The sequence below is a fragment of the Ruegeria sp. HKCCA5426 genome (assembly GCF_013034585.1).
Lineage (GTDB): Bacteria > Pseudomonadota > Alphaproteobacteria > Rhodobacterales > Rhodobacteraceae > Ruegeria.
In genome coordinates this window covers 1-23,067 of record NZ_WQGH01000010.1, presented here as the reverse complement: position 1 = coordinate 23,067, position 23,067 = coordinate 1, and the positions used below count along the sequence as shown (strand labels likewise).

The following is a 23,067-nucleotide window of genomic DNA, read 5'->3' as shown; positions in this document are numbered from 1 at the left end:
CTTACCCTTCGAACGGCACGCGCGCCTCGTCCAAAGTTCGCTGGACAGATGGCAGGTTCAGCGCATGTGTCACCGGGGCCGAGCGCGAGATCACCCGCCCCTTGCGCACCACGGCCAGACGATGGGCGCGCAGGCGGATCGCCTCGATCGGGTCGGCGGCCTGCAACAGCACGAAATTCGCGTCACACCCCTTGGCGACGCCATAGCCCTCAAGCCCCATGATCCGGGCAGAATTCTGCGTCACCGCGTCAAAGCACCATGTCATATCGGCACGGCTGGACAGTTGACCCACGTGCAGCCCCATGAAGGCCACATCCAGCATGTCGGCCTTGCCCAAAGAATACCAAGGGTCCATCACACAATCGGACCCAAAGCCAACCGTGATCCCCGCATCGCGCAGCTCGCGCACACGGGTTTGACCCCGGCGCTTTGGATAGGTGTCGTGGCGGCCTTGCAGCATGATGTTGATCAATGGGTTCGGGATCGCATGAACCCCTGCCTCGACCATCAGCGGAATCAGTTTCGAGACATAGTAATTGTCCATCGAATGCATCGAGGTCAGATGTGATCCCGCAACCCGCCCATTTAGACCCAAACGCTGGGTTTCAAAGGCCAGCGTTTCGATATGACGGCTGTGGGGATCGTCGCTTTCGTCGCAATGCATATCGACCATCAAGCCGCGCTCGGCCGCGATTTCGCACAGCAGACGCACGGATTCCGCCCCGTCCGCCATGGTCCGTTCGAAATGCGGGATGCCGCCCACCACGTCCACGCCCATATCCAGCGCACGGATAGTGTTTTGCATCGCGGTTGGGTCGCGCAGCACACCGTCCTGCGGGAAGGCCACCAGTTGCAGGTCAAGGTAATCCTTCACCTGTTCACGCACCTGCAACAGCGCCTGCACGCCTTTCAGTTCATCATCGCAGGTATCCACATGGCTGCGGATCGCACCGATCCCCTTGGCCACCGCCAACTCGCAATAGCGCAACGCGCGGGCGACGATGTCATCAACGGATTGCAACGGCTTCAACTCGCCCCACAGCGCGATGCCCTCAAGCAAAGTGCCTGAGACATTCATGCGCGGATTGCCCAGTGATAGGGTCGCATCCATGTGGAAATGCGGGTCGACGAAGGGGGGTGAAACTAACTGACCTTCGGCATCTATGACCTCGGCGGCGTCTGCGGTGATCCCGGCCTCGACCGCTGTGATCCTGCCGTCGGCGCAGGCGATGTCCACTCCGGTCTGACCGTCCGTCAGGGTGGCGTTTTTGATAAGCAGATCGACCATTTCAGCGTTGACCTTTGAACCAAGGGGTAAGCAATGCACGCGGATAATCGGCCGAGCGCGCTGCGATCACAAGGGCGATGATCGACAGAACATAGGGTACCATCAGGAAGACCTGACCGGGGACCAGCGCGCCGACCTCGGTCTGTAATCGTACCTGAAGCGCATCGAACGCGCCAAACAGCAGCGCCCCCAGCAACGCCTTGCCCGGACGCCAACTGGCGAAAATGACCAACGCGATACAGACCCAGCCGCGCCCATTGACCATACCGAAGAAAAAAGCGTCAAAGGCGCTCATGGTCAGGAAAGCGCCCCCCAGCGCCATAAGCGCCGACCCGACCACGATAGCCCCGATCCGCAGGCCGTAAACCGACAGACCCTGCGCATCAACGCTGTCAGGGTTGTCCCCAACAGCCTTGATCGCCACGCCCAGCGCTGTGCGGTTCAGCACGTACCAGACCACCGCCACCAGCAGCAGCGCCAGCCAAGTCAGCGCCGTTTGCTGAAACAAAACAGACCCTAAAAAGGGTAAATCTGACAGAACCGGCAGGTCCAGCGGCTGAAATGGCTCGATCCGAGGCGGTGACGACACATTCGGCAGCGCCGTGCGATAGGTGTAATAACTGACCGAGGTTGCAAACAACGTGATCCCCAACCCCGAAACGTGTTGTGACAATCCCAAAGGCACTGTGAGGATCGCATGAAGCAAGCCAAAGAACGCCCCTGCCGTTGCCGCGACCAGCACGCCACCCCACAGACCCGCGCCCAGCCAGACGGCCATCCAGCCGCACATGGCGCCGACGACAAAGATGCCCTCGATCCCAAGATTCAGCACGCCTGCACGTTCGCAGATCAGCGCGCCCAGCACGCCAAAGATCAACGGTGTCGCGATGCGCAGAGAGGCCGCCCAGAAGCTTTCAGAGAGCAGAATATTAAGAATATCCATCATGATGCAGCCCTCGCGGTGCTGGCTCGGACAATGCGATATCGGGCGACAAACCCGCCGACCAGAACGCAAAGCAGCGAAACCGAGACCACCAGATCCGCCAGGAAAGACGACACGCCCATCGCGCGGCTCATGCTGTCAGCCCCCACAAAGACCGAGGCGATGAACAGCGCGGCGATCACCACGCCCACCGGCGACAACCCCGCCAGCATCGCCACGACAATGCCGGTATAGCCAAAGCCGGGCGACAAGTCGGCGGTCAGGTATCCCTTCAGGCCCGCGACCTCGCTCACGCCCGCAAGCCCGGCCAGACCACCCGACAGGATGGCCACGCCGAACAGCGAGCGGTTGACGTTGATCCCCGCATGGCGCGCGGCGGCGGGGTTCTCACCCACAGCGCGTAGCTTGAAGCCCCAGACGGAACGCGCCAGCATGAATTGGGCCAATCCCGCCAGTATTAGAGCCAAAACAAACCCCGAATGCACCCGCATCCGTTCCATCAGTGGCGGCAGCATTCCTTGATCCAGAACCGGTGCTGATTGTGGCCAGCCCAGCCCCATCGGGTCCTGCAGCGGCCCTTCCAACATCATCTGCACAAAGATCAGGATGATGAAATTCAACAGCAGCGTCGTCACCACCTCATCCGCGCCAAAGCGGGTTTTCAGATAGGTTGGGGCGACCATCCCCGCCGCCCCTGCAGCAGCACCCATCAGGACAATCAGCGGCAACAGCAAGATGCCTGAGATATCCAGCACCCCCGACCCGATGGCCACCGCAGCCATCGCGCCCAGATACAACTGTCCCTCGGCCCCGATATTCCAAAGCTTTGCGCGAAAGGCCAAAGCGGCGGCCAGCCCGGTGAATATCAGTGGCGTGGCGCGTGTCAGCACCTCGGAGAACGCAAAGACCGAACCGAAGACGCCGCGAAACATCTCGGCATAGGCGACGATCGGGTTTGCACCGGCCGCCAACAGCGGGATCGCGGCAAAGCCCAGTGCGATCACGGCCGATAGGATGGGAACGCCCAACGTGAAAGCCCGCGATTGGGTCTGACGTGGTTCAATACGGATCATGCCGGTTCTCCTGCCATCATCAACCCGATCTGTTCACGGTCGCGCCCCGGTGCCTCGTGCAGTTCTCCGTCGCGGATCACCACGATGCGGTCGGCGAGGCTCAGCAATTCGTCGAGGTCCTCGGAAATCAGTACCACACCCGCCCCACGCGCCCTTGCATTCAGCAGGCGCTTGCTCACCTCGGCCGCGGCACCCATGTCCAGACCGCGTGTCGGCTGGTTCGCAAGGATGAGGCGGGGCGAAAGATCGAAGACACGTGCCAGAATAAGTTTCTGGATATTGCCCCCGGACAACAGACGCGCAGGCGCATCCACGCCCGGCCCGCGCACGTCATAGGCTTTGGACAAACGCTCGGCATTGTCCTGGATGTCTTCGCGGCGCAACAACCCGTATGATTGAACCTCGGGATCGTTCAACCGTTCGATAACCATGTTTTCCGCCACGGTCATGGCACCGACGATGCCTTCATGGTGGCGATCTTCAGGGATGCGGCCAACCCCCGCACGCACCATCTTGGCCGGGGTGGGTGAGGTAACCTCGACTCCATCAACCTTGATTAGACCCTGTTCTGGGCGCACAAGACCTGCGATGACATTGGCCAACCCACTCTGACCGTTACCAGAAACCCCGGCGATCCCCAGAATTTCATGCGCGTGTACCGTCAGGTCGACCGCCGTCAGCGTGTCGCGTTTGGACCGCCCTGCGACCGATACGCCCGATATGGTCAGGACCGGATCACCGGGCGTCAGGTAAGAGCCGGCAAGCTCGGGTGTCTCAGCGCCAACCATCATCTGCGCGATCGACTTTTCGTCCGCGTCGGATGTGGCCATCTCTCCGACTTTCCGACCATGTCTAAGAACGGCAATGCGATCCGAAAAGGCCAGAACTTCGCGCAGCTTGTGACTGATGAAGATTACCGACAGACCTTCATCGGTCATCAGGCGGATGTTTTCGAACAATGTATCCGCTTCTTGCGGGGTCAGAACAGCGGTTGGTTCGTCTAGCACTAGTATGCGGGCATTGCGGTACAGCGCCTTGAGGATTTCCACTCTTTGCCTTTCGCCTACCGACAGTCGGCCAACCGGCGTATCAAGAGGCGCGGACAGACCGCTTTGCGCCATGATGCCTTCGATCCTGCGCCGCGCTGCACGTCGGTTGCGGCGCAGAGAAATCAGGGGTTCCGATCCCAAGGTTATATTGTCGAGGGCCGAAATGTTCTCGGCCAATGTGAAATGCTGGTGCACCATCCCCACGCCTGAGGCCAGCGCCACCTGCGGGTGGCCCAGCGGCAGAGGGCGCAACACCCCGCCTTCATCCGCAACCTCGATTGAGCCGGCATCGGGCAGGTAATGCCCGAACAGCATATTCATCAGCGTGGTCTTGCCCGCGCCGTTTTCGCCCAGCAGCGCCAGAACCTCGCCTTTGTTCAGGGTCAGGCTGACATTGTCATTGGCGATGACCGGGCCGAAATGCTTGCTCAACCCGTTGAGTTTCAGAACTGTGGAATCTGTCATTGGAAAAACGGGCCGGTTTGTGGACCGGCCCGAACAAGATCAGTTGTCGGAAACGGGTCGGTCGTCGTTCACGTTGACGCGGAACAGCCCGTCCATAATCTCGTCCTGTCGCGCGTTGACCGCTTCGACCACATCGGAGGGCACCAGTTCCTCATCCAGAACCATGGAACCGCCGCCATATCCCATAAAGCTGTACTGGCCGTAATCCGCAGCCTCAAACGAGCCGCTGGCTACATTGGCAATAGCCTTGTCGATGGTGGGCTCCATGTGCCATAGGGCCGACGCCATGATCGTACCGGGATAATCACCCGACGTGTCGATCACGTTGCCAACGGCTTTGACGCCACGCTCCACCGCAGCATCCGACACACCAAAACGCTCGGCATACATGATGTCCGCGCCTGCATCCATCATCGCAATCGCACTTTCCTTGGCCTTGGGCGGGTCATACCAGCTGTCGATGAAGGTCACGAGGAATTTGACATCCGGGTTCACCTCGCGCGCGCCATCCATGAAGGCGTTCATCAGGCGGTTCACCTCGGGGATGGCATATCCGCCGACCATACCAATGACATTCGATTCCGTGGCCGCACCAGCAACCATGCCGGTCAGGTAGGACGGCTCGTGAATCCAGTTGTCAAAGACCGAGAAGTTCGGACCGACAGGCCCAAAGGACGATCCCATCAGGAAGGCCGTGTCCGGGTAATCCTTGGCCACCTTGCGCGCGGCGCGCTCCAGCCCGAACACCTCGCCTACGATCAGTTGCGAGCCCTGTTCGGCATATTCACGCATCACGCGCTCATAGTCGGTGTTGGCCACATTCTCGGAAAAGACGTATTCGATGTCGCCCCTCTCAGCCGCCGCGTTAAGCGCCTTGTGGATACGGCTGATCCATTGCTGTTCCACGGGCAGCGTATAGATCGCTGCAACCTTGACCGTTTCGGCCGCAGCCACACCGACAGAGTATATCGTTGACGCCGCCGCAACAGCGGCAAGAAACAGTCTTCTTGTCATGTTATTTTTTGCCATCACACTCTCCTGTTTTCAGGGATGGCAGCATTTTTTTACTGTTCAGTCAAATTTTTTCCGGTCAACAGCGGTGTATGAAACAGCAGGATGAGCAATTTTTAGGCACTGAAATCGGGACGTTTGTTCTGCGCAAAACCAGCGTGTCCCGGACCTGATCGTGGCCGTTCGGGTGGCCCGATCCAATACATTGGTCAGTTCTCAAAACGAGGCATCGCGGCCTTGGGAATGCGCGCGCCATAGTGCCGAATAACTTCACCCGACAGCTTTTGACCCCACGCGATTGCCGCCGCCTGAGGCTTTCCGCTCAAGCGTGCCGAAAGATAACCCGCATTGAATGCATCGCCAGCCCCGGAAGTGTCACGAATTCCTTCGACCTTGGGGGTCTCAGACGTCGTTATCTGACTGTCCGCCAACGCTAACATAGGGGCTGGACCGTTCTTGACGACAACTTCCGAAATGCCCGCTGCCCCAAGCCGTTCAACGGTATGCGCCGGGGACGCATCGCCCCATAGACCTTGTTCATCATCAAAGCTGGGGAATGCGATGTCGGTGATCTGGTTGAATCTGGCGATCGTCTCACGCGTTTCATCGGCAGACGACCAAAGCCGGGGGCGTATATTCGGATCGAAAGAAACCAAGGCCTTGGCCGAGCGCGCTTCGGCCAGCACATCCCACAAAACCGCGCGGGCTTGGGCCGACAGAATGGCCAGCGTAATCCCGGACAGGTGGATCAGACCCGCACCTTCGACCACCTGCTGCAACCAATCGCGATCCTCCGCAAGCAGACGCGCCGCCGAAGCCTCGCGCCAGTATTGAAAACTGCGTTCGACGCCATCCAGTTCGATCATGTACAAGCCCATGGTGCGACCGGTGACCCGGCCTATCCCATCCGTTACCAGACTGTCCTCGTCCAACTGCTTAAGAAACGCGGACGAGACCTTGTCGGTCCCGACCTTCGTGACAAAACCAATCGACGCCTTTTCGCCAAGGATCTGCGCCATATGCCAGGCGGTGTTGAACGTATCCCCGGCAAAGCCGCGCTTGTACGAACCGTCGCCCAAATCGGCCATTTCGATCATGGCTTCACCAATCGCGACGGCCTTGTTTGACGTGAAACTCAGCAAGGCACCGTATCCCCATCGTTTTGATCGTAGATGGCCCCGGTTAACCACGCGGGCCAGTCACGTTCGAAAAAAGTACGGGCATCTTGATCAAACCTGCGGATTTTTCGGTGCGACACAACCATATCCTCGCCGTCCATATGAACGAGAAGTTGTTCGCGCATGTCTGCTTCTCGTTCGGATCGAAACCTAACCTCCGGTATCGGTCCATGCGCCGCTTGGGGCAGAGCATCCCCGTTGGGATCGCAAATTGCGCGGGCCCCGCGGCTGCCGCCGCCCTTGGCGATATAATGATCCAACGCCGCCAATACAGCTTCGGAGGCCAGCGACATCTGCTGCCATTGCAATACGCGCCCGACCTCGCCGCTGCGCTTAAACGAGATCCCGTTGCGCCGGATTTGCGCGTTCAGGTCGCTGGCCGCCTTATGCGCGGCCGATACGTCCTTGGGCGTGCACAGGATGCCGGCGTGATCGCTCATGCGGGCCTGGACTTCGGAACGAATATCGGCAGCGTCGCGGGAGCTGTTGGTATTCAGAGTTGCCTCAATCCGGGTCAACGCGTGTTCTGCCAAGGAGGTGATTTCCAGTTTCGACGCCTCATGCGCCATCCGGCTTGCCGCGATATGTTCCGCGACGCGGGTGCCAAAAACCTGTCCGGCGTTCAAAGCCGATCCACCGGGTCGCGTGACGCCATGGGTGCCCGCGGCTTCTCCAACTGCATAGATCCCGGCGACGTTGGTGCGGCCCCAGATATCCACGGCAATACCGCCATTCATATGCTGGTTATTCACCGCGAATTCCAACGGGTCGATAGTGATGTCCACCTTGTAGCGCTTATACAGCTCAATCGAGAGCGGGTTCATATGGCGCAGCCGGTCGATTGGCAGATCGTGAACGGCCCCGGCATGTCGCAGATAGCTGCGCACATCGTCATCCAAATGGTCCAGACTGAACGGCTGATCACCCGGCACAGGCAGAAGGTTGCGGTTGAAATCCATGAACACCCGCCGACCTTTTTGGTTTTCCCGCACGATTGCCAGATCGACAAGGCTGGACTGAAAGTCCAGCATCCGTGTGGCATGGAACGGCCATTGATAGCCCTTGCGAAAGATGTTCGAGGCCATCTCTTGCGTGCTGCGATAATAGTCAGCCAGAAAGTGATGCTCGGCCCCGCTGTCATCCACCGAATAAATATGCGGGATCACTTGCACATAAGTGCCCGACAGGTTCCACGGAAACCCCTCGCGCCGCGTGCCGATGCCAAACTGACTTTCGGTGATATTGACCAATTCTAGACCGGCCTCAAGCGCAAGCCCCAACGTGCCGAAACAGCCATTGGGGAACACGCTGTCGCGGTACAGCTCTCCGGGCCCTCCGGCCGCGAAGACCAGTGCATTGCAGGTGAACAGCGTCAGCCCATAGGGGTTTGCATCCGAACTGGCCTTGGGGCGGATTGCCAACAGGCCAACCACGCGGTCATCTTCGGTCAGAACGTTTACAGCCGTCGTATGGTTAAAGAAGGGGATGTCCAGCCGGATCGCCTCTTGCGCCAGCACCTGCACCATCAATCGCGAGGTGCGGGGACCGCAGCTTGTAGCACGCCCGACCTCGTCATGATCCGTCTGGTAACGCAATGTGCCGCCCAGCGCATCCTGCGGCAAGGGCAGCCCCAGATATTGCAGGGATGCCATCGCGCGGATCGAGCCGACCGCCTCGATATATGCCGTGTCCTCGTCCATTGCGCCGCCTGCCCCAATTGCCGCTGCCATGTCCTGAAAGTCATCGCCATGATCTTTCGTATTTGCCGTGTGCAGAGTCTGTTTGTCCGAACCGGAACAGGCCGAGGTCCCGCCCCACGCGCTCTGGCTGATGATGGTCACGTCCACGTCGCGCCTTTTCATCTCGACGGCTGCGCGCAACCCGGCGGCTCCGCTGCCGATCACAAGACCTCCGCAGGCATGGACTGGAATGTCATACCCGCCGATCCGGACGGTTCTCGACAATTCCGGTTCCTGCCGCAGGCGCGGCATGGCCACATCGGTCAGTGCATCGAGAATATCCTGAGGGACAGTGGTGCTCATGAAGATCGGTCCTTATGGCGTATCAGTCGATATCGACCCAGCGCTTCAGGCGCGATGATGACATGCAGGCGTCGACGATCTGGCAAATGCGATGGCCCGCATCGAAAGTGGGCCACATCGGTTCGCCTGTGGTGATGGATTTAATGACTTCGGCGGCTTCGATGATTTTGCTTTCGTTATAGCCCAGCCCAAAATTGGGCAGCGGCAGAAACGCGCCATAGGTGTCATGCTCGGGACCAACATCAATCTCACGATAGCCGCGCCGACCGGTCGGATCATCATTAGTGTAAAATCTCAGGCGGCTCAATTCGTCGTAATTGTAGGCCAGACTGCCCTTGGTGCCGTAAACCTCATAGCTTTGCATAAATTTTCGGCCCGTCGCTGTGCGGCTGAAATCGACCATCCCGCGCGCTCCGTTGGCGAAATGGCACAGGACATTCGCGCCGTCCGGATTGGTGATGGGTTTCCATTTTTCCTTGCCGGTTAGTTCGGGAACTTCACCAAGGCCGAGACCTTCCACCACCGGGCGTTTGTCGGTCACGACATAAGTGTCCGCGATCAAGGATGTTACCCGCCCGACCAGAAAATCCATAAAGCTGAAGACATGTGAGCCCGTGTCCCCAACAATGCCGGTGGGGGCAAGATCCCCGTCGGCGCGCCACATATAGGGCGTCTGCGGATTCCCGTACATGTCGACATGCTGACAGCCCTTGAACAGGGTAATCTCACCAATCTCACCCGCCTCGATAATCTCTTTCGCGCGGTCATGCACCGGGTTGCGGGGAAAGGCGTGGCCAACGCGGGTGATCACGCCCTTTTCCCGCGCGATCTGGGCCAGCTCCAGCGCTTCGGCCGCGGTGTCGGCAAGGGGCTTTTCACAAAACACGTGCTTGCCCGCCAAAAGCGCAGCCTTGGCCACCTCGTAATGTAGATTGTCAGGCAGGCAGATGTCGATCAGGTCGATCTCAGGGTCGGCCACGGCCTCTTGCCAAGTCTTCAGAATCTTGGCGTCAGGGGCGCGAAACGCAAGCTCTTGCACGGCGTTGGGATTCGAGGAAACCAGCGCCGTGACCCGCGCAGTACCAAAGCTGTTGCCAAAAAAATGCGGAAAGGTCTGGAACGCCATCGTGTGAACGCGGCCCATCCAGCCCGATGCGCCCAGAACAGCAACTCTTACCTCAGACATGATCTTCTCCTTTTTCTTCAGCAAGTCTCGCCTGACTAAAGATCGCTTGAGGCGCGCGCGATCAGGCGCACCGGGCTGCGATTCAGGCTGCTGGGTTTCGTTCCGGTCTTGACCCAATTCAGGATCTGTTCCGCCGTAGACTTGGCAAAGTCGGGAATGTCACAACAAACTGACGACAAGGGGGGGTGGCTGTCCTTGCTGTCTTCGATATCGTCAAACCCCACCACACGCAGGTCGGTGCCAATCTCGACCCCCAACTGATGCGACGCTGACATAACACCCAAAGCCACCAGATCGTTGAAACAGATCGCGGCATCCACATCCGGATGGTCGCGCCGCAACTGTCCCACAATGGACTTCCCGAAAGAGCGTGTGGCCTCGCCGGTCAAAACCAGTGGCGGCAAACCCTTTTCGTTCAGAATTTCCAGATAGCCGCTCATGCGCTCCTGCGTGACAGGGCGCCCTTCCAAACCACCCAGAAAGGCGACGCGTTTGCACCCTTTCTCCAACAGATGTTCGGTCGCCATACGACTGCCAAGATGATAATCCGGCGCAAAAAACGGCAGGCTTTGCGCCTGCGCATCAAGGGTTCTGAACACTTGCAATGTCGGTGTACCGGACGCGGCCAACAGGGCCAGCGTGTCCTCGACATCGCCATACGCCGGAGAGATCACGAACCCTGAAACCCCATGCTCGGTCAGGGTCGAGATCATGCTTTTTTGCAGTTCTGGATCTTCATCCGTGTTGGCCATGACCGTGGCAAAGCCGTTTCGCGCCAATTCCATCTGAAACAGGGCCGCAAACTCGGTGAAAAAGGGGTTGCGCAGATCATTGATCACCAATCCGATCAAACCGGATGAGGATGACCGAAGCGTTGCGGCAGAACGGTTGTACACATAGCCGATCTCAGCCATCGCCTTGCGGACCGCGTCGCGCGTTTCAGCCTTGACCGAGTCGCTTCCCTGCAAAACAAGGCTGACAGTCGATTTTGAAACGCCTGCGTGCTTTGCCACGTCTAAGATCGTTGGTCTCTGGCCCATATTCTATGTCGCCCTGTTCTGTTTACCCCGAATATTTGCCTACACGTTCAAATCCAGCACCAGAATGCCGTCAATCCCTCCGACCGCGTTTTCAACAAGCTGACGGCCCAATGCCTTATGCTCGGAATTGTCGGTGTAATTTTGCAGCGCATCCCAGTTGTCAAAGTCGATGACAAAGCCGTGCATATAGCCGCGCTCAATCTGCTCGGGGCTTTCCGAGCGACCACCTGTGAAACTCCGCGCACCGGGCAATTTTTCGGTCACGGCGGCCAGCCCGGCATAAATGCTCTGGATAGTGTCTTCCGGTACGTCGGGTTTGAATTTGGTCAGTACGATATGTCGGATCATGTCGCGTATCCGTTGTCCTGTTTGATCATGTCTGCCGCTTTTTCGCCGATCATGATCGACGGCGCGTTTGTGTTGGACGAGTTCACCGTCGGCATCACCGAGGCATCGGCGACCCGTAACCGCTCGATCCCGTTGAACCGCAGGCGCGGGTCCAGAACCGCCTGATCGTCGCTCCCCATACGGCAGGTTCCGGCGCAGTGATGCGAGGTTTTGGAGTGGACGCAGATGAAGTTGAAATAATCTTCGTCGGTGCGCACATCCGGCCCCGGCAAACGCTCGGCCAGAACATAGGGTTTCAGCGCGTCCTGAGCCAAAATCTGCTGCACCAGTTTCAAGCCACGAATGGACATCTCACGGTCATAGGGGTCCGACAGGTAATTGGGGTCGATCAAGGGCATATCTGCCGGGTTGTCGCTGCGCAGCCGGACCGAACCTCGGGACCGTGGCCGCAGGTGGCACGCGTTCAGCGTCACCCCTCCATTGGGCATCGCCTCGACCCCGGCCTCGATCCCCGTGCCGAGACCCAGATGCATCTGAATATCGGGCGAACGGGCATTTTCGTCTGCGTACCAGAACCCCCCAGTCTCAAACAAGCTCGAGGCGACAGGCCCTTTACGTGTAAGCAGATATTGCAGACCCGCAAGCGCCGACAGGTGCAGCTTGGCATAACGGTCATAGGTGTGCGGGCCCGTGACTTCGCAAATCGCATACAGGTCCAGATGATCCTGAAGGTTCGCGCCTACATTGGGCTGGTCGAACACGACGTCGATCCCCAGCGCCCTTAACCCGTCCGCCGGGCCAATCCCCGACAGTTGCAGCAGACGCGGCGAACCGATGGCGCCCGAGGACAGGATCACCTCTTGGTCCACTGTGATCTTACTGCCATCGGCCATCTCGACCCCTGTGGCCCGACCACCTTCGACGGTGATCCGGCGCACCTGCGCATTGGTCTGGATCGTCAGGTTCGACCGCGACCGCGCGGGCGCAAGAAACGCCATGGCCGAGGATGATCGGCGCGCGTTGCGCTGGGTGAGCTGATAATAGCCTGCCCCGTCCTGCTTTTCCCCGTTTACATCGGTGGTTTTCGGAATGCCCACCTGCCCCGCGGCCTCGATAAACGCGTCACAGATCGGCAGCGGCGCGGCGGGCATGGAAACGCCCAACGGACCGCCCTGACCGTGGAATTCCCCGCTATAGGTATCGTTGTCTTCGGACTTCTTGAAATAGGGCAGAACGTCGTCATACCCCCATCCTTCGCAACCCATTTGACGCCATTCATCATAATCCTGCGCCGCGCCCCGCGTATAGATCTGCGCATTGATGGCCGAGCCGCCGCCGATCACCTTGGCCTGCGTGTAGGTGAAAACCTTGTCCTGCATCGAGCGTTGCGGAACCGTGCTCCATCCCCACGACCCGATGCCTTTGGTCATCTTGGCAAACCCTGCAGGAAGGTGGAACAGGGGGTTGCGGTCGCCACCACCGGCCTCGAGCAGCAGAACGCGCGCGCTGGGGTTTTCCGATAGGCGGGCGGCGATGGCTGATCCGGCGGAACCGCCTCCGATAACAATAAAGTCGTAACCAGCGGTCATGCGGCCCATTCTCTTTCCTGGATGTGGCGTCCGGCGCGAAAGGCCAGCGCCGCGATGGTCAATGCGGGGTTTACAGCGGCCGAGGTCGGCAGGACCGAGGCGTCGACAATGAACAAGTTCGGGTGGTCGTGGCTGCGGCAGAACGTGTCCACCACACTTGCGGTCGGGTCCGCGCCCATCCGTGCGGTGCCGCATTGATGCGACGGGGTGCGGCGGTCAAAGGGCCTGGACAAAACAACGGGAAAACCTGCCTTGCGAAGCTTGCGCTTCAGCACGCGCACCAGCTCCAAATGCGCGTCCCAGTTCGAACGCTGCCAGTCCAGCCTGATCTGCCCGTCCTTCAGCGTCACGCGGCTGTCGGGGTTAGGCAGATCCTCGGACATGGCGTAGAAATCGAAACTGCGGTCTGCAATCAACGAAGCAACCCAACTAGGCATTGGCGTCGTTGCCGCGAGGATCGGACCGGTGATCTTGCCCAACATCTGGATATTACCCAGCGGAGCCCCACCCTGACCGTCTGTCAGGTAGAAATCGTTCACCATCAGGGTTTTCTGATAGACCGACCTGTTGCGGCGTAGTGGGTGCAGCGCCAGCACAGCCGAGCAGTTGTGGTTCATGAAGTTCCGTCCCACCTGATCCGACCGATTGGCCAGACCCGAAGGGCGCGCCGCATCCGCAGAAGTCAGAAGCAAAGCCGCAGATTGAACCGCGCCCGCTGCCAGCACCACAATCGGCGCGGTCAGTGTCTCCTGACGGCCGTCCACTTCAACTTCAACACCGCTCACCCGACCATTCGCGTCTGCAACAAGCCGCTGCGCACGCGCGTTGGTCTTGAGTGTCACGTTTTCATGTTTCAGCGCCTCGGCCAGTCCACAGGTTTCGGCATCCATCTTGCCGCCGCAGGTGTTGGGAAAAGCGTCCCACGTGGTATCGCCAGCGGCCAGCCACCTGTCCAGATCCAGCCCAAGCGGGATGGTTGACGGCGACATGCCAACGGACCGGAGCCGTGCAAACAGATCCTGCATGTCCGGCTCATGCGTCACCGGACCAAACGGGTAAGCACCGGAATGCGGTGGCTCGGTCGGGTCTTGGCTGGGATCGCCGCGTACGCAATACAGGTCTTCGGCGGCCTGATAATCGGGTTCCAGATCATCATACGTAACCGGCCAGCCCGGTGTTGTGCCGTCACGGTGCAGCATTGGGGCAAAATCTTCGGCCCGATACCGGATCAGAGCCGCGCCGTAGAATTTCGAATTGCCGCCAACAAAGTAATAGTTTCCGGGATTGAACGGCTGATCATGTCCGTCCAACCACGTTTCATCAGGACGAAACACGCCATCGCCAAAGATCGCTTTAGCATCCCGGTCCTGCGCAGACGGTTCCAACCTGACGCCGCGCTCAAGGATCAGGATGCGACGACCGGACGGGGCCAACGCTGCCGCAAGGGTCGCGCCGCCCATGCCGGACCCGATTATGAGGATGTCGGGTTGCATTACCCCTGAATGCGGTTCTCGGTTTCAGGATCGAAGGCCACAGCCTTTTCCATGTTCACGGCAAAGGTGAAATCCTGCCCCGGCGCAACCTCTGCATCCGAGCGCATCCGCGCAATCACATCGCGCCCGCCCAATTGCATTGATACAAACGTGTCTGACCCGGCGGGCTCGGTCACCACGATCCGGTTGGTCATCGTCGCAATGTTCGAGGATTTTCGATCCGCGCCATCCATATCCGTGATGGTCTCGGGCCGAATGCCCAACAGGATGTCACGCCCGTCCCAATGGGACAGGTTGTCCTGACTGAAGGGCAGTTGTGCCATCGACCCGTCAAACAAGGCGACTTCGGCGTGGGGCCGCCCGTTCAACATCACCACCTTTGCAGGCAGCACGTTCATCGCGGGCGAGCCCATGAAGGTCGCCACAAAGATATTGGCGGGGGTGTCATAGATCTCTTGCGGGGTGCCCAGTTGCTGCACGTAGCCGCCATTCATCACGGCGATGCGGCTGGACAGCGTCATAGCCTCAATCTGGTCGTGGGTCACGTAGACGATGGTGGTGCCGAGGTTCTGGTGCAGCTTCTTGATCTCGGTCCGCATGTCCACGCGCAGCTTGGCGTCAAGGTTGGACAAGGGTTCGTCGAACAGGAACACATCCGGCTCACGCACCAGGGCCCGCCCCATGGCCACCCGCTGCCGCTGACCGCCCGAAAGCTGCCCCGGCTTGCGGTCCAGCAACTGTTCGATCTGCAACAGCTTGGCGACCTCGGCCATGGCCTTTTCACGCTCGGGCTTGGGGACACCGTGCATCTCAAGTCCAAAGGTGATGTTCTGGCCCACGGTCATGTTGGGGTACAGCGCGTAGCTTTGGAACACCATGGCGATGTTGCGGTTCGACGGGTGCACCCCGTTCATCACCTGATCCTTGATGCGGATCTCGCCGCTGGTGATCTCTTCCAACCCTGCAATCATGTTCAGCAAGGTGGACTTGCCACAACCCGAGGGCCCGACCAGAACGAGAAACTCTCCTTCCTGCACCGAGATGTCGACCTTGTGCAGCACTTCAACCGAGCCGTAAGACTTGGTCGCGTTGTCGATATCGAGAAAGCCCATGACGCCTTATCCTTTCACGGAACCCGCCATCAGGCCGCGGACGAAGTAACGACCGGCCACGATATAGACGAGCAGAGTTGGCATGGCGGCCAGAATGGCGCCAGCAAAATGTACGTTGTATTCCTTAACACCCGTCGATGACTGCACCAGATTGTTGAGTGCTACAGTCATCGGCTGGCTATTGGCATCGGCAAACGACGCGCCGAACAAGAAGTCATTCCAGATGTTCGTGAACTGCCAGATGATCGACACCACCGCGATCGGGCCCGAGCTAGGCAGCAGGATGCGCCAGAAGATCTGAAAGAATCCCGCCCCGTCAATCTGCGCCGCGCGGATCAGCTCGGTCGGGAACACGGCATAGTAGTTGCGGAAATACAGCGTGGTGAACCCGATCCCATAGACCACATGCACCAGCGCCAGACCCCAAGTCGTGCCCGCCAGTCCGATGATGCCCAGCATCCGCGCCATCGGGATCAGCACAATCTGGAACGGGATGAAACAGGCAAACAGCATCAGCCCGAACAGGATGGTGTCGTATTTAAACCGCCACTTGGTCAGCACATAACCGTTCAGCGCGCCAAGGACGGTCGACACGATAACAGCCGGAACCACCATCTTGATCGAGTTCCAAAAGTAAGGCTTCAATCCCGTAGGATCGACCCCGATCTGGGCCGAGGACCACGCCTTGAACCACGGCTCAAGCGTGAACACCTGCGGCAGGTTCATCATGCCGCCGCCGGTGATTTCCTCTAGCGGTTTGACCGAGTTCACCAGCATCACGTAAAGCGGCAGCAGGTAGAACAGCGCAAACAGCAGCAGCACCAGATAGATCAGCGTGCGGGCAACGCGGCCCGTGCGGATCGCGGTATCTTGCGAGGCCTGAGACATCAGCGTTTCTCCCGCAATTCAGCGTATAGGTAGGGGATCATGATCGCCGCGATGGTCATCAGCATGATCGTGGCCGAGGCCGCGCCGATCCCCATTTGGTTCCGCGTGAAGGTGTAGGAATACATGAAGGTTGCGGGCAGTTCGGTCGCCCGTCCCGGTCCGCCACCCGTCAGCGCGATTACAAGGTCAAAAGTCTTGATCGCAAGGTGGCTGAGGATCACGAAGGCTGACAGAAATGCCGGACGCAGTTGCGGGATGATGATCCGGCGATAGAGGTTCCAGTTCGACGCCCCATCCATTTGCGCCGCGCGCAGGATTTCATTGTCGATGCCGCGCAGACCGGCCAGAAACATCGCCATGACAAACCCGCTGGTTTGCCAGACAGCAGCCAGGACGACCGTGTAGATCGCGTAATCGCGGTTCTTGATCCAGTCGAATTCGAAACTGGTCCACCCCCATGTGTGCATGACGTTTTCCAGCCCGATGCCCGGGTCTAGAAACCATTTCCACGCCGTGCCGGTAACGATGAAACTCAGCGCCATCGGGTACAGGTAGATCGGGCGCAACAGCCCTTCGCCGCGGATTTTCTGATCAAGGAAGATCGCCAGTCCCAGCCCGATACAGGTGCAGATCACGATATAGAGCCCTGCGAAAATCCCCATGTTGATCAGCGAGGTTTCCCAATGGCTCAGACGCCACAGCTTGTCGTAGTTTTCCCATCCGACCCAGCCAAAGGTCGGCAGGATGCGGCTGTCGGTAAACGACAGGTAGACCGAGAACAGGATGAACCCGTACACAAAGACCAGCATCATCGCCAGCGACGGTGACAGGACCAGCTTGGGTATCCAATTCTGAAGGCGAGTCTTGAAATCCGCGTCGGCTGAAGCAGCCATGGCGCGCCCTCCTGCGAGTTGTGTTTTAAGGCGTTGAGCGCCCTCTTTGGACAGGGCGGCTAAACCGCCGCCCCTTCACGAGGATCACTGATCACTTGGCAATCGACACCGCGTCGACCAGTTCGGCCACTGCGGTTTCGCTGTCATATTCGCCGTTGAAATGCGCCGTTACGACGTCATAAACGGCGTTCTTGACCGATGCGGGCGCCGCGTGGCCATGCGCCATCGAGCCGAACAGGTTGCCCGAAGCCGCAGCCGCAGCCAGATCTTTCATGCCCTGCTTGCCGCAGTCGTCGAAATCCGCGTCGCTGACATCGGTCCGCGCCGGAACCGAACCTTTGACCACGTTGAACGCCGACTGGAACGAGGGTGACAGGATCGCGCTGGCAAGCGCCGCCTGCTCTGCCGAAACCGATCCACCCTGATCGAACATCATGAACTGGTCGGCGTTGAAGGTCACCTGATCTGCGGTACCGGGGAAGCGGAAGCACAAGAAATCCTGACCCGGCACTTTACCTGCGTTCAGGAACTCGCCCTTGGCCCAATCACCCATCATCTGGAAACCAGCTTCGCCATTGATGACCATCGCCGTCGCCAGGTTCCAGTCGCGACCCGAGAAGTTCTCGTCAACATTGTCGCGGATAAAGGCCATGCGATCGAACGCCTCTTTCATGGCGTCCCCACCCAAAGTGCCTTCGTCCAGATCAATAAAGGCGGCTTTGTACCCGTCCGGGCCAAGCGTGGACATTGCCACGGCGTCGAAAACGGTCGCGTCCTGCCATGCCTGACCACCATGCGCGATGGGTGTCACACCCGCCGCTTTCAGCGCCTCAACAGCGGCCACGAACTCGTCCCAGTTGGTCGGCTGGGCGATACCGTTTGCGTCCAGCACTGACTTGTTCGCCCAAACCCAGTTGGTCGAATGCACGTTGACCGGAGCCGAAACCCACTTGCCGTCAAACTTTGCAAATGCCTTGAGCGCGTCCGGAACCACATCGTCCCAGCCTTCCTTGGCCGCCACGTCGTTCAGATCAGCCAGCGCACCCTGCGCGGCCCAGTCCTGAATATCGAACCCCAGACCCTGAACGGCTGTGGGTGCGTTGCCTGCAGTGACACGCGCGCGCAGAACAGTCATTGCCTGCTCACCGCCGCCCCCGGCAACTGGCATGTCCGTCCAGCCAACGCCCTGACCCGAAAGGTCGTCTTTCAAAACATTCAGCGCCGCGGCTTCACCGCCCGAGGTCCACCAGTGCAGAACCTCAACCTCTTCGGCGTGCGCCAGGCTGGTGGTACACAGCAGCCCTGCCACAATTACCGATTTCGTTTTCAAAAGTTTACGCATTGTTGTTTCCTCCCTAAATGCGATCTTTTTCTGGCGCTTATTGATGTTTGATGCGCCGTTCAGTCTTGCGACACCCATGGCGCACGGCTGTCGCCGATGCGCATAACCACAGATTTCACTTCGAAGAATTCCTCGAACCCATATCGTCCGATTTCCCGCCCCTGCCCGGATTGCTTGACCCCACCGAACGCAACCTCGGGGAATCCGTCCATCCAGGTATTGGTCCAGACCGTTCCCGCTTCTGCGCGGCGGGCGAATTCAAGGCAGGTGTGGACATTGGTACTCCAGACCCCAGCCGACAGACCGTAAACGCTATCATTGGTCAGCACGACGGCTTCGTCCAGTGTTTTGAATGTCAGGACCGTCAGAACCGGGCCAAACACCTCATCCCGCGCAATCGGCATGTCCGGCTGAACATTGGTGACGATGGTAGGCTGGTAGAACTGATCGCCAAGCCCCTCGACCTGCAGACGGTCACCGCCCATGGCAATCTCGGCACCGGCGGCCTGAGCGTCTTTGACGTAGGCGTCGATCTTGGCGTTGTGTTCCGGCGTGACGATGGCACCGACCTGGGTAGTCGGATCCATCGGATCACCGAATTTCACCTTACGGGACAAATCAACCACCCGCTTGGTGAAGGCTTCGGCAATGTCCTCATGCACGATTATGCGACTGCTCGAGTTACAGCATTGGCCGACATTGAAATAGACCCCAAACACGACCGCATCCGCCGCCGATTCCAGATCCGCGTCCGGGAAGATCACCTGCGGATTCTTGCCGCCCAGTTCCAGCGCCACTTTCTTGAGCGTATCCGAGGCCACCGCACTGATTGTCTTGCCGACTGCGGTCGAGCCGGTGAAGCTCACCATGTCTACCGCCTGATGCGTGGACAATACGCTGCCGACCGGTACGCCATGGCCCAGAACAATGTTGCACACGCCTGCCGGCAGCCCGGCCTTGATCAGCAACTCGCCCAGCATCAGGGTGGTGGAGGGGGTCATTTCCGAGGGTTTCACGACAACCGTGCATCCCGCCGCCAATGCAAAGGGCAGTTTCTGGCTGAGAATCCAGAACGGGAAGTTCCAAGGGGTGATGATCGACACCACACCAATAGGCTCTTTCAGAACCACACCCATCATGTCGGCGCCCAGCGTGTTGTGGCTGTCGCCATGGGTGCTGCGCGCCAAGGACGCGGCATATCGCCAGAGGTCGGCCGCTCCACCGACCTCACCTCTGGACTGACTGATCGGCTTGCCGCTTTCCAGCGTTTCGATGACGGCGATCCGATCTACGTTCTGTTCAATCAGGTCAGCGACCTTCAAAAGAACCGTGGCACGCTCTTTGCCCGACGCGCGGCTCCAAGCCCCACTGTCGAACGCTGTGCGGGCGGCTTGAATGGCCGCCTCAGCTTCGGCCTCGCCCCCCAAGGCGGACCGGCTGACGATATGCCCGTGCGAGGGCGAGCGACGCTCGAACGTCTCGCCCGATGCGGTGTCCTGCCAGATCCCGTTGATCATATGCCGACCCTCGAACAGCGGCGGCAGGTCGAACGGGATGGCTGGGTTGATCGTCATATCTTTCATTACGTCACAGGCCCGAATATTGAGGGTTACGTTTTTCCAAAAAGGCATTCACACCTTCGTCACGGTCGGCGGAGGCGGCTATGGCCGCGCTTCCAAGCGCTTCGACGGCCGCGTCCCGGTCTTCGCCTACGGCCGCGTGGATCATGTTCTTGGCGATTTCAGTGGCGCGGGGGGACAGGTCCGCCAGATCAGCAGCCAGTTCCAGCGCGCGGCCCAATACGTCTTCGGCCACTTCAGCCGCAAAACCCAGCGACACCGCGCGGTCTGCCCCGATCCTGCGTCCAAACAGGGCCATTTCCTTGACGGCCCCTTCAGGGATGAGCCGGGTCAGGCGTTGCGTGCCGGACCAGCCGGGAACAATACCGACCCGCGCTTCGGGAAGGGCGAGGGTTGCACGTGGGGCCAGCAGGCGCAGATCACAACAGCTTGCCAGTTCCAGCCCACCGCCAAAGGCATGCCCGTTCATGGCAGCGATGGTGGGTTTGCCCAACCGCGCCAACCGGTCAAAGATACGATGTCCATCCCGCACCCAATGACGCGCGAACACGGCGGGGCTGAGTCCACCCCACGCGCCGATATCGGCCCCGCAACAGAACGCCTTTTCGCCAGCTCCGGTCAAGATCAGACAGCGGATTGCTGCATCCCGTTCAACCTCGCGCACGCGGGCCTCCAACGCGTCAAGCATTGGGATCGTCAGGGCGTTCAACTTGGCGACATTGTCCAAAGTGACAATCGCCGCGTGGCCCCGGATATCAAAGGCGATATTGCTCACAACTGCAGTCCCATCGGTCCTTCAAGGAACAGAGAGGCCGGCATCAGCGTTGCGTTTTCTGCCACTGTCACGCGCCCGCCCGAGGCGACAATAATATCGCGCTGCGCGTCGATCCCCGGCATGATTTCAGTCGCAACCAACCCCTCATCCGTCAAGCGAATCACGCAGCGTTCCGTCACATAGATCACCTCTTGCCCGGTTTCCCGTGCACGACGACCCGAGAAGGTGACATGTTCAACCTTGTCCACCATCTTGGTGAACTTGCCCGGCGCGGTAACCCGGATGCCGTCGCTTCCCAGATCAATCTTCGCCCCAGCCTCAAACCAGCCCGAGAACACGATCCGTTTGGCCCGCGCTGTAATATCCACAAAACCGCCGCACCCTGCGGTCAGATAGGGCTTTTTCCCAAGCTTCGACACGTTCACATTGCCGTCCACATCGACCTCAAGGAACGAGAGGAATGACATGTCGAACCCACCCCCTTGAAAATAGATGAACTGCTGCGGCGACGGCACAAAGGCATGAGCGTTCGAGGCACAGCCAAAGGCGAACCCGGTCAAGGGAACGCCGCCAACCGCGCCCTGCTCAATCGCCCAGGTCACGGCTTTGGGGTGTCCTTCCTCCAACAATATCCGGGGGACCATGGCGCTGATGCCGAACCCAAGATTTGCGCTCATGCCCGAGCGCAACTCCATGGCCGCGCGGCGTGCGATGACCTTTTCCACACCGTGCTCGGCAAGCGAGAAGCTGTCCCAGGGCCGCATGACCTGACCCGAAATCGCGGGATCATAGGGTGTTTCGGTGGTCTGCTTCTGGTCCGGATCTTCGACGATCAGGTCCACCAGATGCCCAGGTACGCGGACATCGTGGGGGCGCAGACTGCCTTCCGCAGTGATCCGCTGAACCTGAGCAATTACGATCCCGCCGTGATTGCGCACGCAAATCGCCTGCTCCAACCCACCCAGATAAGCGCCCTCATGCTCATAGGTCAGGTTGCCGAATTCATCTGCTGTGGTGGCTCGCAGAATACAGACATTGGGTATGATGTTTGGAAAGTGCAGCCATGGGTGGCCACCAAACTCAACGCGCGCGACAATCGGGGCCGCAGCCCCGCGCGCGTTCATCGCGCAACCTTCGCGGATCGGGTCGACAAAAGTATCCAGACCCACCTGCGTCAGCACGCCGGGTCGATGCGCCGCCGCCTCACGCTGCATGTCGAACATGATACCGGACGGCACGTTATAAGCCGCGACACGATCTTCGACGATCATTTTCCAGATTTCCGGCATCTCAAGGCTGGATGGCCCCGACGGATAAGACCCCGCCAATACCCGCGTCAGCAACCCGTCTTGCGCCAGATACTCCATCCCCTTAACACCATACATATCGCCAGCCGCGATAGGGTGAAGCGAAGTGATGTCGCGCGGATGGCCGTCCTGCTGAAACCGGTCGCCGATGGCTTTTAGAACAGCATCAGGACAACCCAAGGCCGACGACGACGAAACCGAGACAACAGCCCCATCAGGGACCACTTCGGCAGCTTGCCGGGCTGATACCAGTTTCTTCATGACGACCTCCCCGATTCCAGCGATTCACGGATTTACTGGAACGATCCAATCGTTACTGGAACGATCCAAAACTTGCAACAGGAAAAACCAACCCTGCGCTTGCACCAAGTCCAACACCATCTTCAACAAGGGGAAGTGCACTGCAATTTTGAGCAGCCTCATCTGACTGGTCCAAATTGATTGTTAGTGCATCGTCGGCCTGTA

The 23,067-nt window shown here is 59.4% G+C and carries 19 protein-coding genes; all 19 read right to left on the bottom strand.

What is annotated here, in order from left to right; genetic code table 11:
- Position 1: 1 nt before the first annotated feature.
- Positions 2 to 1,288 carry an amidohydrolase family protein gene (locus GOV87_RS15960; protein ID WP_171212439.1) on the bottom strand — a complete coding sequence of 429 codons (1,287 nt, stop codon included), beginning with the start codon at positions 1,286 to 1,288 and terminating at the stop codon, positions 2 to 4.
- A 1-nt stretch (position 1,289) separates the two neighbouring features.
- Complete coding sequence (locus GOV87_RS15955) at positions 1,290 to 2,231, bottom strand: ABC transporter permease (protein ID WP_171125998.1); 942 nt, start codon at positions 2,229 to 2,231, stop codon at positions 1,290 to 1,292.
- The gene (locus GOV87_RS15950; protein WP_371813529.1) at positions 2,231 to 3,301 is read right to left on the bottom strand and encodes an ABC transporter permease; all 1,071 of its coding nucleotides are present in this window, start codon (positions 3,299 to 3,301) and stop codon (positions 2,231 to 2,233) included. The genes GOV87_RS15955 and GOV87_RS15950 overlap by 1 nt, the downstream gene beginning before the upstream one ends.
- Positions 3,301 to 4,818, bottom strand: a complete 1,518-nt coding sequence (locus GOV87_RS15945) for an ABC transporter ATP-binding protein (RefSeq protein ID WP_171212437.1) — start codon at positions 4,816 to 4,818, stop codon at positions 3,301 to 3,303. Before GOV87_RS15945 ends, GOV87_RS15950 begins: the two co-directional genes overlap by 1 nt.
- 39 nt (positions 4,819 to 4,857) lie before the next feature.
- Complete coding sequence (locus GOV87_RS15940; protein WP_171212436.1) at positions 4,858 to 5,847, bottom strand: BMP family protein; 990 nt, start codon at positions 5,845 to 5,847, stop codon at positions 4,858 to 4,860.
- 191 nt (positions 5,848 to 6,038) lie between these two features.
- Positions 6,039 to 6,971, bottom strand: a complete 933-nt coding sequence (locus tag GOV87_RS15935) for a sugar kinase (protein WP_254447398.1) — start codon at positions 6,969 to 6,971, stop codon at positions 6,039 to 6,041.
- The gene (locus GOV87_RS15930; protein ID WP_171212435.1) at positions 6,965 to 9,049 is read right to left on the bottom strand and encodes an FAD-binding protein; all 2,085 of its coding nucleotides are present in this window, start codon (positions 9,047 to 9,049) and stop codon (positions 6,965 to 6,967) included. Before GOV87_RS15930 ends, GOV87_RS15935 begins: the two co-directional genes overlap by 7 nt.
- 22 nt (positions 9,050 to 9,071) lie before the next feature.
- Complete coding sequence (locus tag GOV87_RS15925) at positions 9,072 to 10,235, bottom strand: Gfo/Idh/MocA family protein (RefSeq protein WP_171212434.1); 1,164 nt, start codon at positions 10,233 to 10,235, stop codon at positions 9,072 to 9,074.
- A gap of 35 nt (positions 10,236 to 10,270) precedes the next feature.
- Entirely contained in the window at positions 10,271 to 11,248 is a 978-nt protein-coding gene (locus GOV87_RS15920) for a LacI family DNA-binding transcriptional regulator (RefSeq protein ID WP_371813526.1), read from the bottom strand.
- 66 nt (positions 11,249 to 11,314) lie between these two features.
- Complete coding sequence (locus GOV87_RS15915) at positions 11,315 to 11,623, bottom strand: Dabb family protein (protein ID WP_171126618.1); 309 nt, start codon at positions 11,621 to 11,623, stop codon at positions 11,315 to 11,317.
- The gene (locus tag GOV87_RS15910; protein WP_254447397.1) at positions 11,620 to 13,221 is read right to left on the bottom strand and encodes a GMC family oxidoreductase; all 1,602 of its coding nucleotides are present in this window, start codon (positions 13,219 to 13,221) and stop codon (positions 11,620 to 11,622) included. Before GOV87_RS15910 ends, GOV87_RS15915 begins: the two co-directional genes overlap by 4 nt.
- Positions 13,209 to 14,705 (bottom strand): FAD-dependent oxidoreductase, encoded by a 1,497-nt coding sequence (locus GOV87_RS15905; protein WP_171212432.1) that lies wholly within the window; start codon positions 14,703 to 14,705, stop codon positions 13,209 to 13,211. The genes GOV87_RS15910 and GOV87_RS15905 overlap by 13 nt, the downstream gene beginning before the upstream one ends.
- Positions 14,705 to 15,817: an ABC transporter ATP-binding protein gene (locus GOV87_RS15900; protein ID WP_171125778.1), complete on the bottom strand. Its 1,113-nt coding sequence runs from the start codon at positions 15,815 to 15,817 to the stop codon at positions 14,705 to 14,707. The genes GOV87_RS15905 and GOV87_RS15900 overlap by 1 nt, the downstream gene beginning before the upstream one ends.
- 6 nt (positions 15,818 to 15,823) lie before the next feature.
- A complete protein-coding gene (locus tag GOV87_RS15895; RefSeq protein WP_171125776.1) occupies positions 15,824 to 16,705 on the bottom strand; it encodes a carbohydrate ABC transporter permease in 882 nt (293 codons plus the stop codon).
- Complete coding sequence (locus tag GOV87_RS15890; RefSeq protein ID WP_171125774.1) at positions 16,705 to 17,598, bottom strand: carbohydrate ABC transporter permease; 894 nt, start codon at positions 17,596 to 17,598, stop codon at positions 16,705 to 16,707. The genes GOV87_RS15895 and GOV87_RS15890 overlap by 1 nt, the downstream gene beginning before the upstream one ends.
- A 91-nt stretch (positions 17,599 to 17,689) precedes the next feature.
- Positions 17,690 to 18,940, bottom strand: coding sequence for an ABC transporter substrate-binding protein (locus tag GOV87_RS15885; RefSeq protein ID WP_171125772.1), 1,251 nt, complete (start codon positions 18,938 to 18,940; stop codon positions 17,690 to 17,692).
- 59 nt (positions 18,941 to 18,999) lie between these two features.
- A complete protein-coding gene (locus GOV87_RS15880) occupies positions 19,000 to 20,571 on the bottom strand; it encodes an aldehyde dehydrogenase family protein (protein WP_254447396.1) in 1,572 nt (523 codons plus the stop codon).
- Positions 20,528 to 21,295, bottom strand: a complete 768-nt coding sequence (locus tag GOV87_RS15875) for an enoyl-CoA hydratase/isomerase family protein (RefSeq protein WP_171212431.1) — start codon at positions 21,293 to 21,295, stop codon at positions 20,528 to 20,530. The genes GOV87_RS15880 and GOV87_RS15875 overlap by 44 nt, the downstream gene beginning before the upstream one ends.
- Positions 21,292 to 22,863 carry an acyl CoA:acetate/3-ketoacid CoA transferase gene (locus GOV87_RS15870; RefSeq protein ID WP_171212430.1) on the bottom strand — a complete coding sequence of 524 codons (1,572 nt, stop codon included), beginning with the start codon at positions 22,861 to 22,863 and terminating at the stop codon, positions 21,292 to 21,294. The genes GOV87_RS15875 and GOV87_RS15870 overlap by 4 nt, the downstream gene beginning before the upstream one ends.
- Between the last annotated feature and the right edge of the window lie 204 nt (positions 22,864 to 23,067).

What these genes read in the sequence shown, in the direction of transcription:
- GOV87_RS15960 (WP_171212439.1), bottom strand. Translation starts at nt 1,288, where the DNA reads ATGGTCGATCTGCTTATCAAAAACGCCACCCTGACGGACGGTCAGACC.
- GOV87_RS15955 (WP_171125998.1), bottom strand. Translation starts at nt 2,231, where the DNA reads ATGGATATTCTTAATATTCTGCTCTCTGAAAGCTTCTGGGCGGCCTCT.
- GOV87_RS15945 (WP_171212437.1), bottom strand. Translation starts at nt 4,818, where the DNA reads ATGACAGATTCCACAGTTCTGAAACTCAACGGGTTGAGCAAGCATTTC.
- GOV87_RS15940 (WP_171212436.1), bottom strand. Translation starts at nt 5,847, where the DNA reads ATGGCAAAAAATAACATGACAAGAAGACTGTTTCTTGCCGCTGTTGCG.
- GOV87_RS15930 (WP_171212435.1), bottom strand. Translation starts at nt 9,049, where the DNA reads ATGAGCACCACTGTCCCTCAGGATATTCTCGATGCACTGACCGATGTG.
- GOV87_RS15925 (WP_171212434.1), bottom strand. Translation starts at nt 10,235, where the DNA reads ATGTCTGAGGTAAGAGTTGCTGTTCTGGGCGCATCGGGCTGGATGGGC.
- GOV87_RS15915 (WP_171126618.1), bottom strand. Translation starts at nt 11,623, where the DNA reads ATGATCCGACATATCGTACTGACCAAATTCAAACCCGACGTACCGGAA.
- GOV87_RS15910 (WP_254447397.1), bottom strand. Translation starts at nt 13,221, where the DNA reads ATGGGCCGCATGACCGCTGGTTACGACTTTATTGTTATCGGAGGCGGT.
- GOV87_RS15905 (WP_171212432.1), bottom strand. Translation starts at nt 14,705, where the DNA reads ATGCAACCCGACATCCTCATAATCGGGTCCGGCATGGGCGGCGCGACC.
- GOV87_RS15900 (WP_171125778.1), bottom strand. Translation starts at nt 15,817, where the DNA reads ATGGGCTTTCTCGATATCGACAACGCGACCAAGTCTTACGGCTCGGTT.
- GOV87_RS15895 (WP_171125776.1), bottom strand. Translation starts at nt 16,705, where the DNA reads ATGTCTCAGGCCTCGCAAGATACCGCGATCCGCACGGGCCGCGTTGCC.
- GOV87_RS15890 (WP_171125774.1), bottom strand. Translation starts at nt 17,598, where the DNA reads ATGGCTGCTTCAGCCGACGCGGATTTCAAGACTCGCCTTCAGAATTGG.
- GOV87_RS15885 (WP_171125772.1), bottom strand. Translation starts at nt 18,940, where the DNA reads ATGCGTAAACTTTTGAAAACGAAATCGGTAATTGTGGCAGGGCTGCTG.
- GOV87_RS15880 (WP_254447396.1), bottom strand. Translation starts at nt 20,571, where the DNA reads ATGCCTTTTTGGAAAAACGTAACCCTCAATATTCGGGCCTGTGACGTA.
- GOV87_RS15870 (WP_171212430.1), bottom strand. Translation starts at nt 22,863, where the DNA reads ATGAAGAAACTGGTATCAGCCCGGCAAGCTGCCGAAGTGGTCCCTGAT.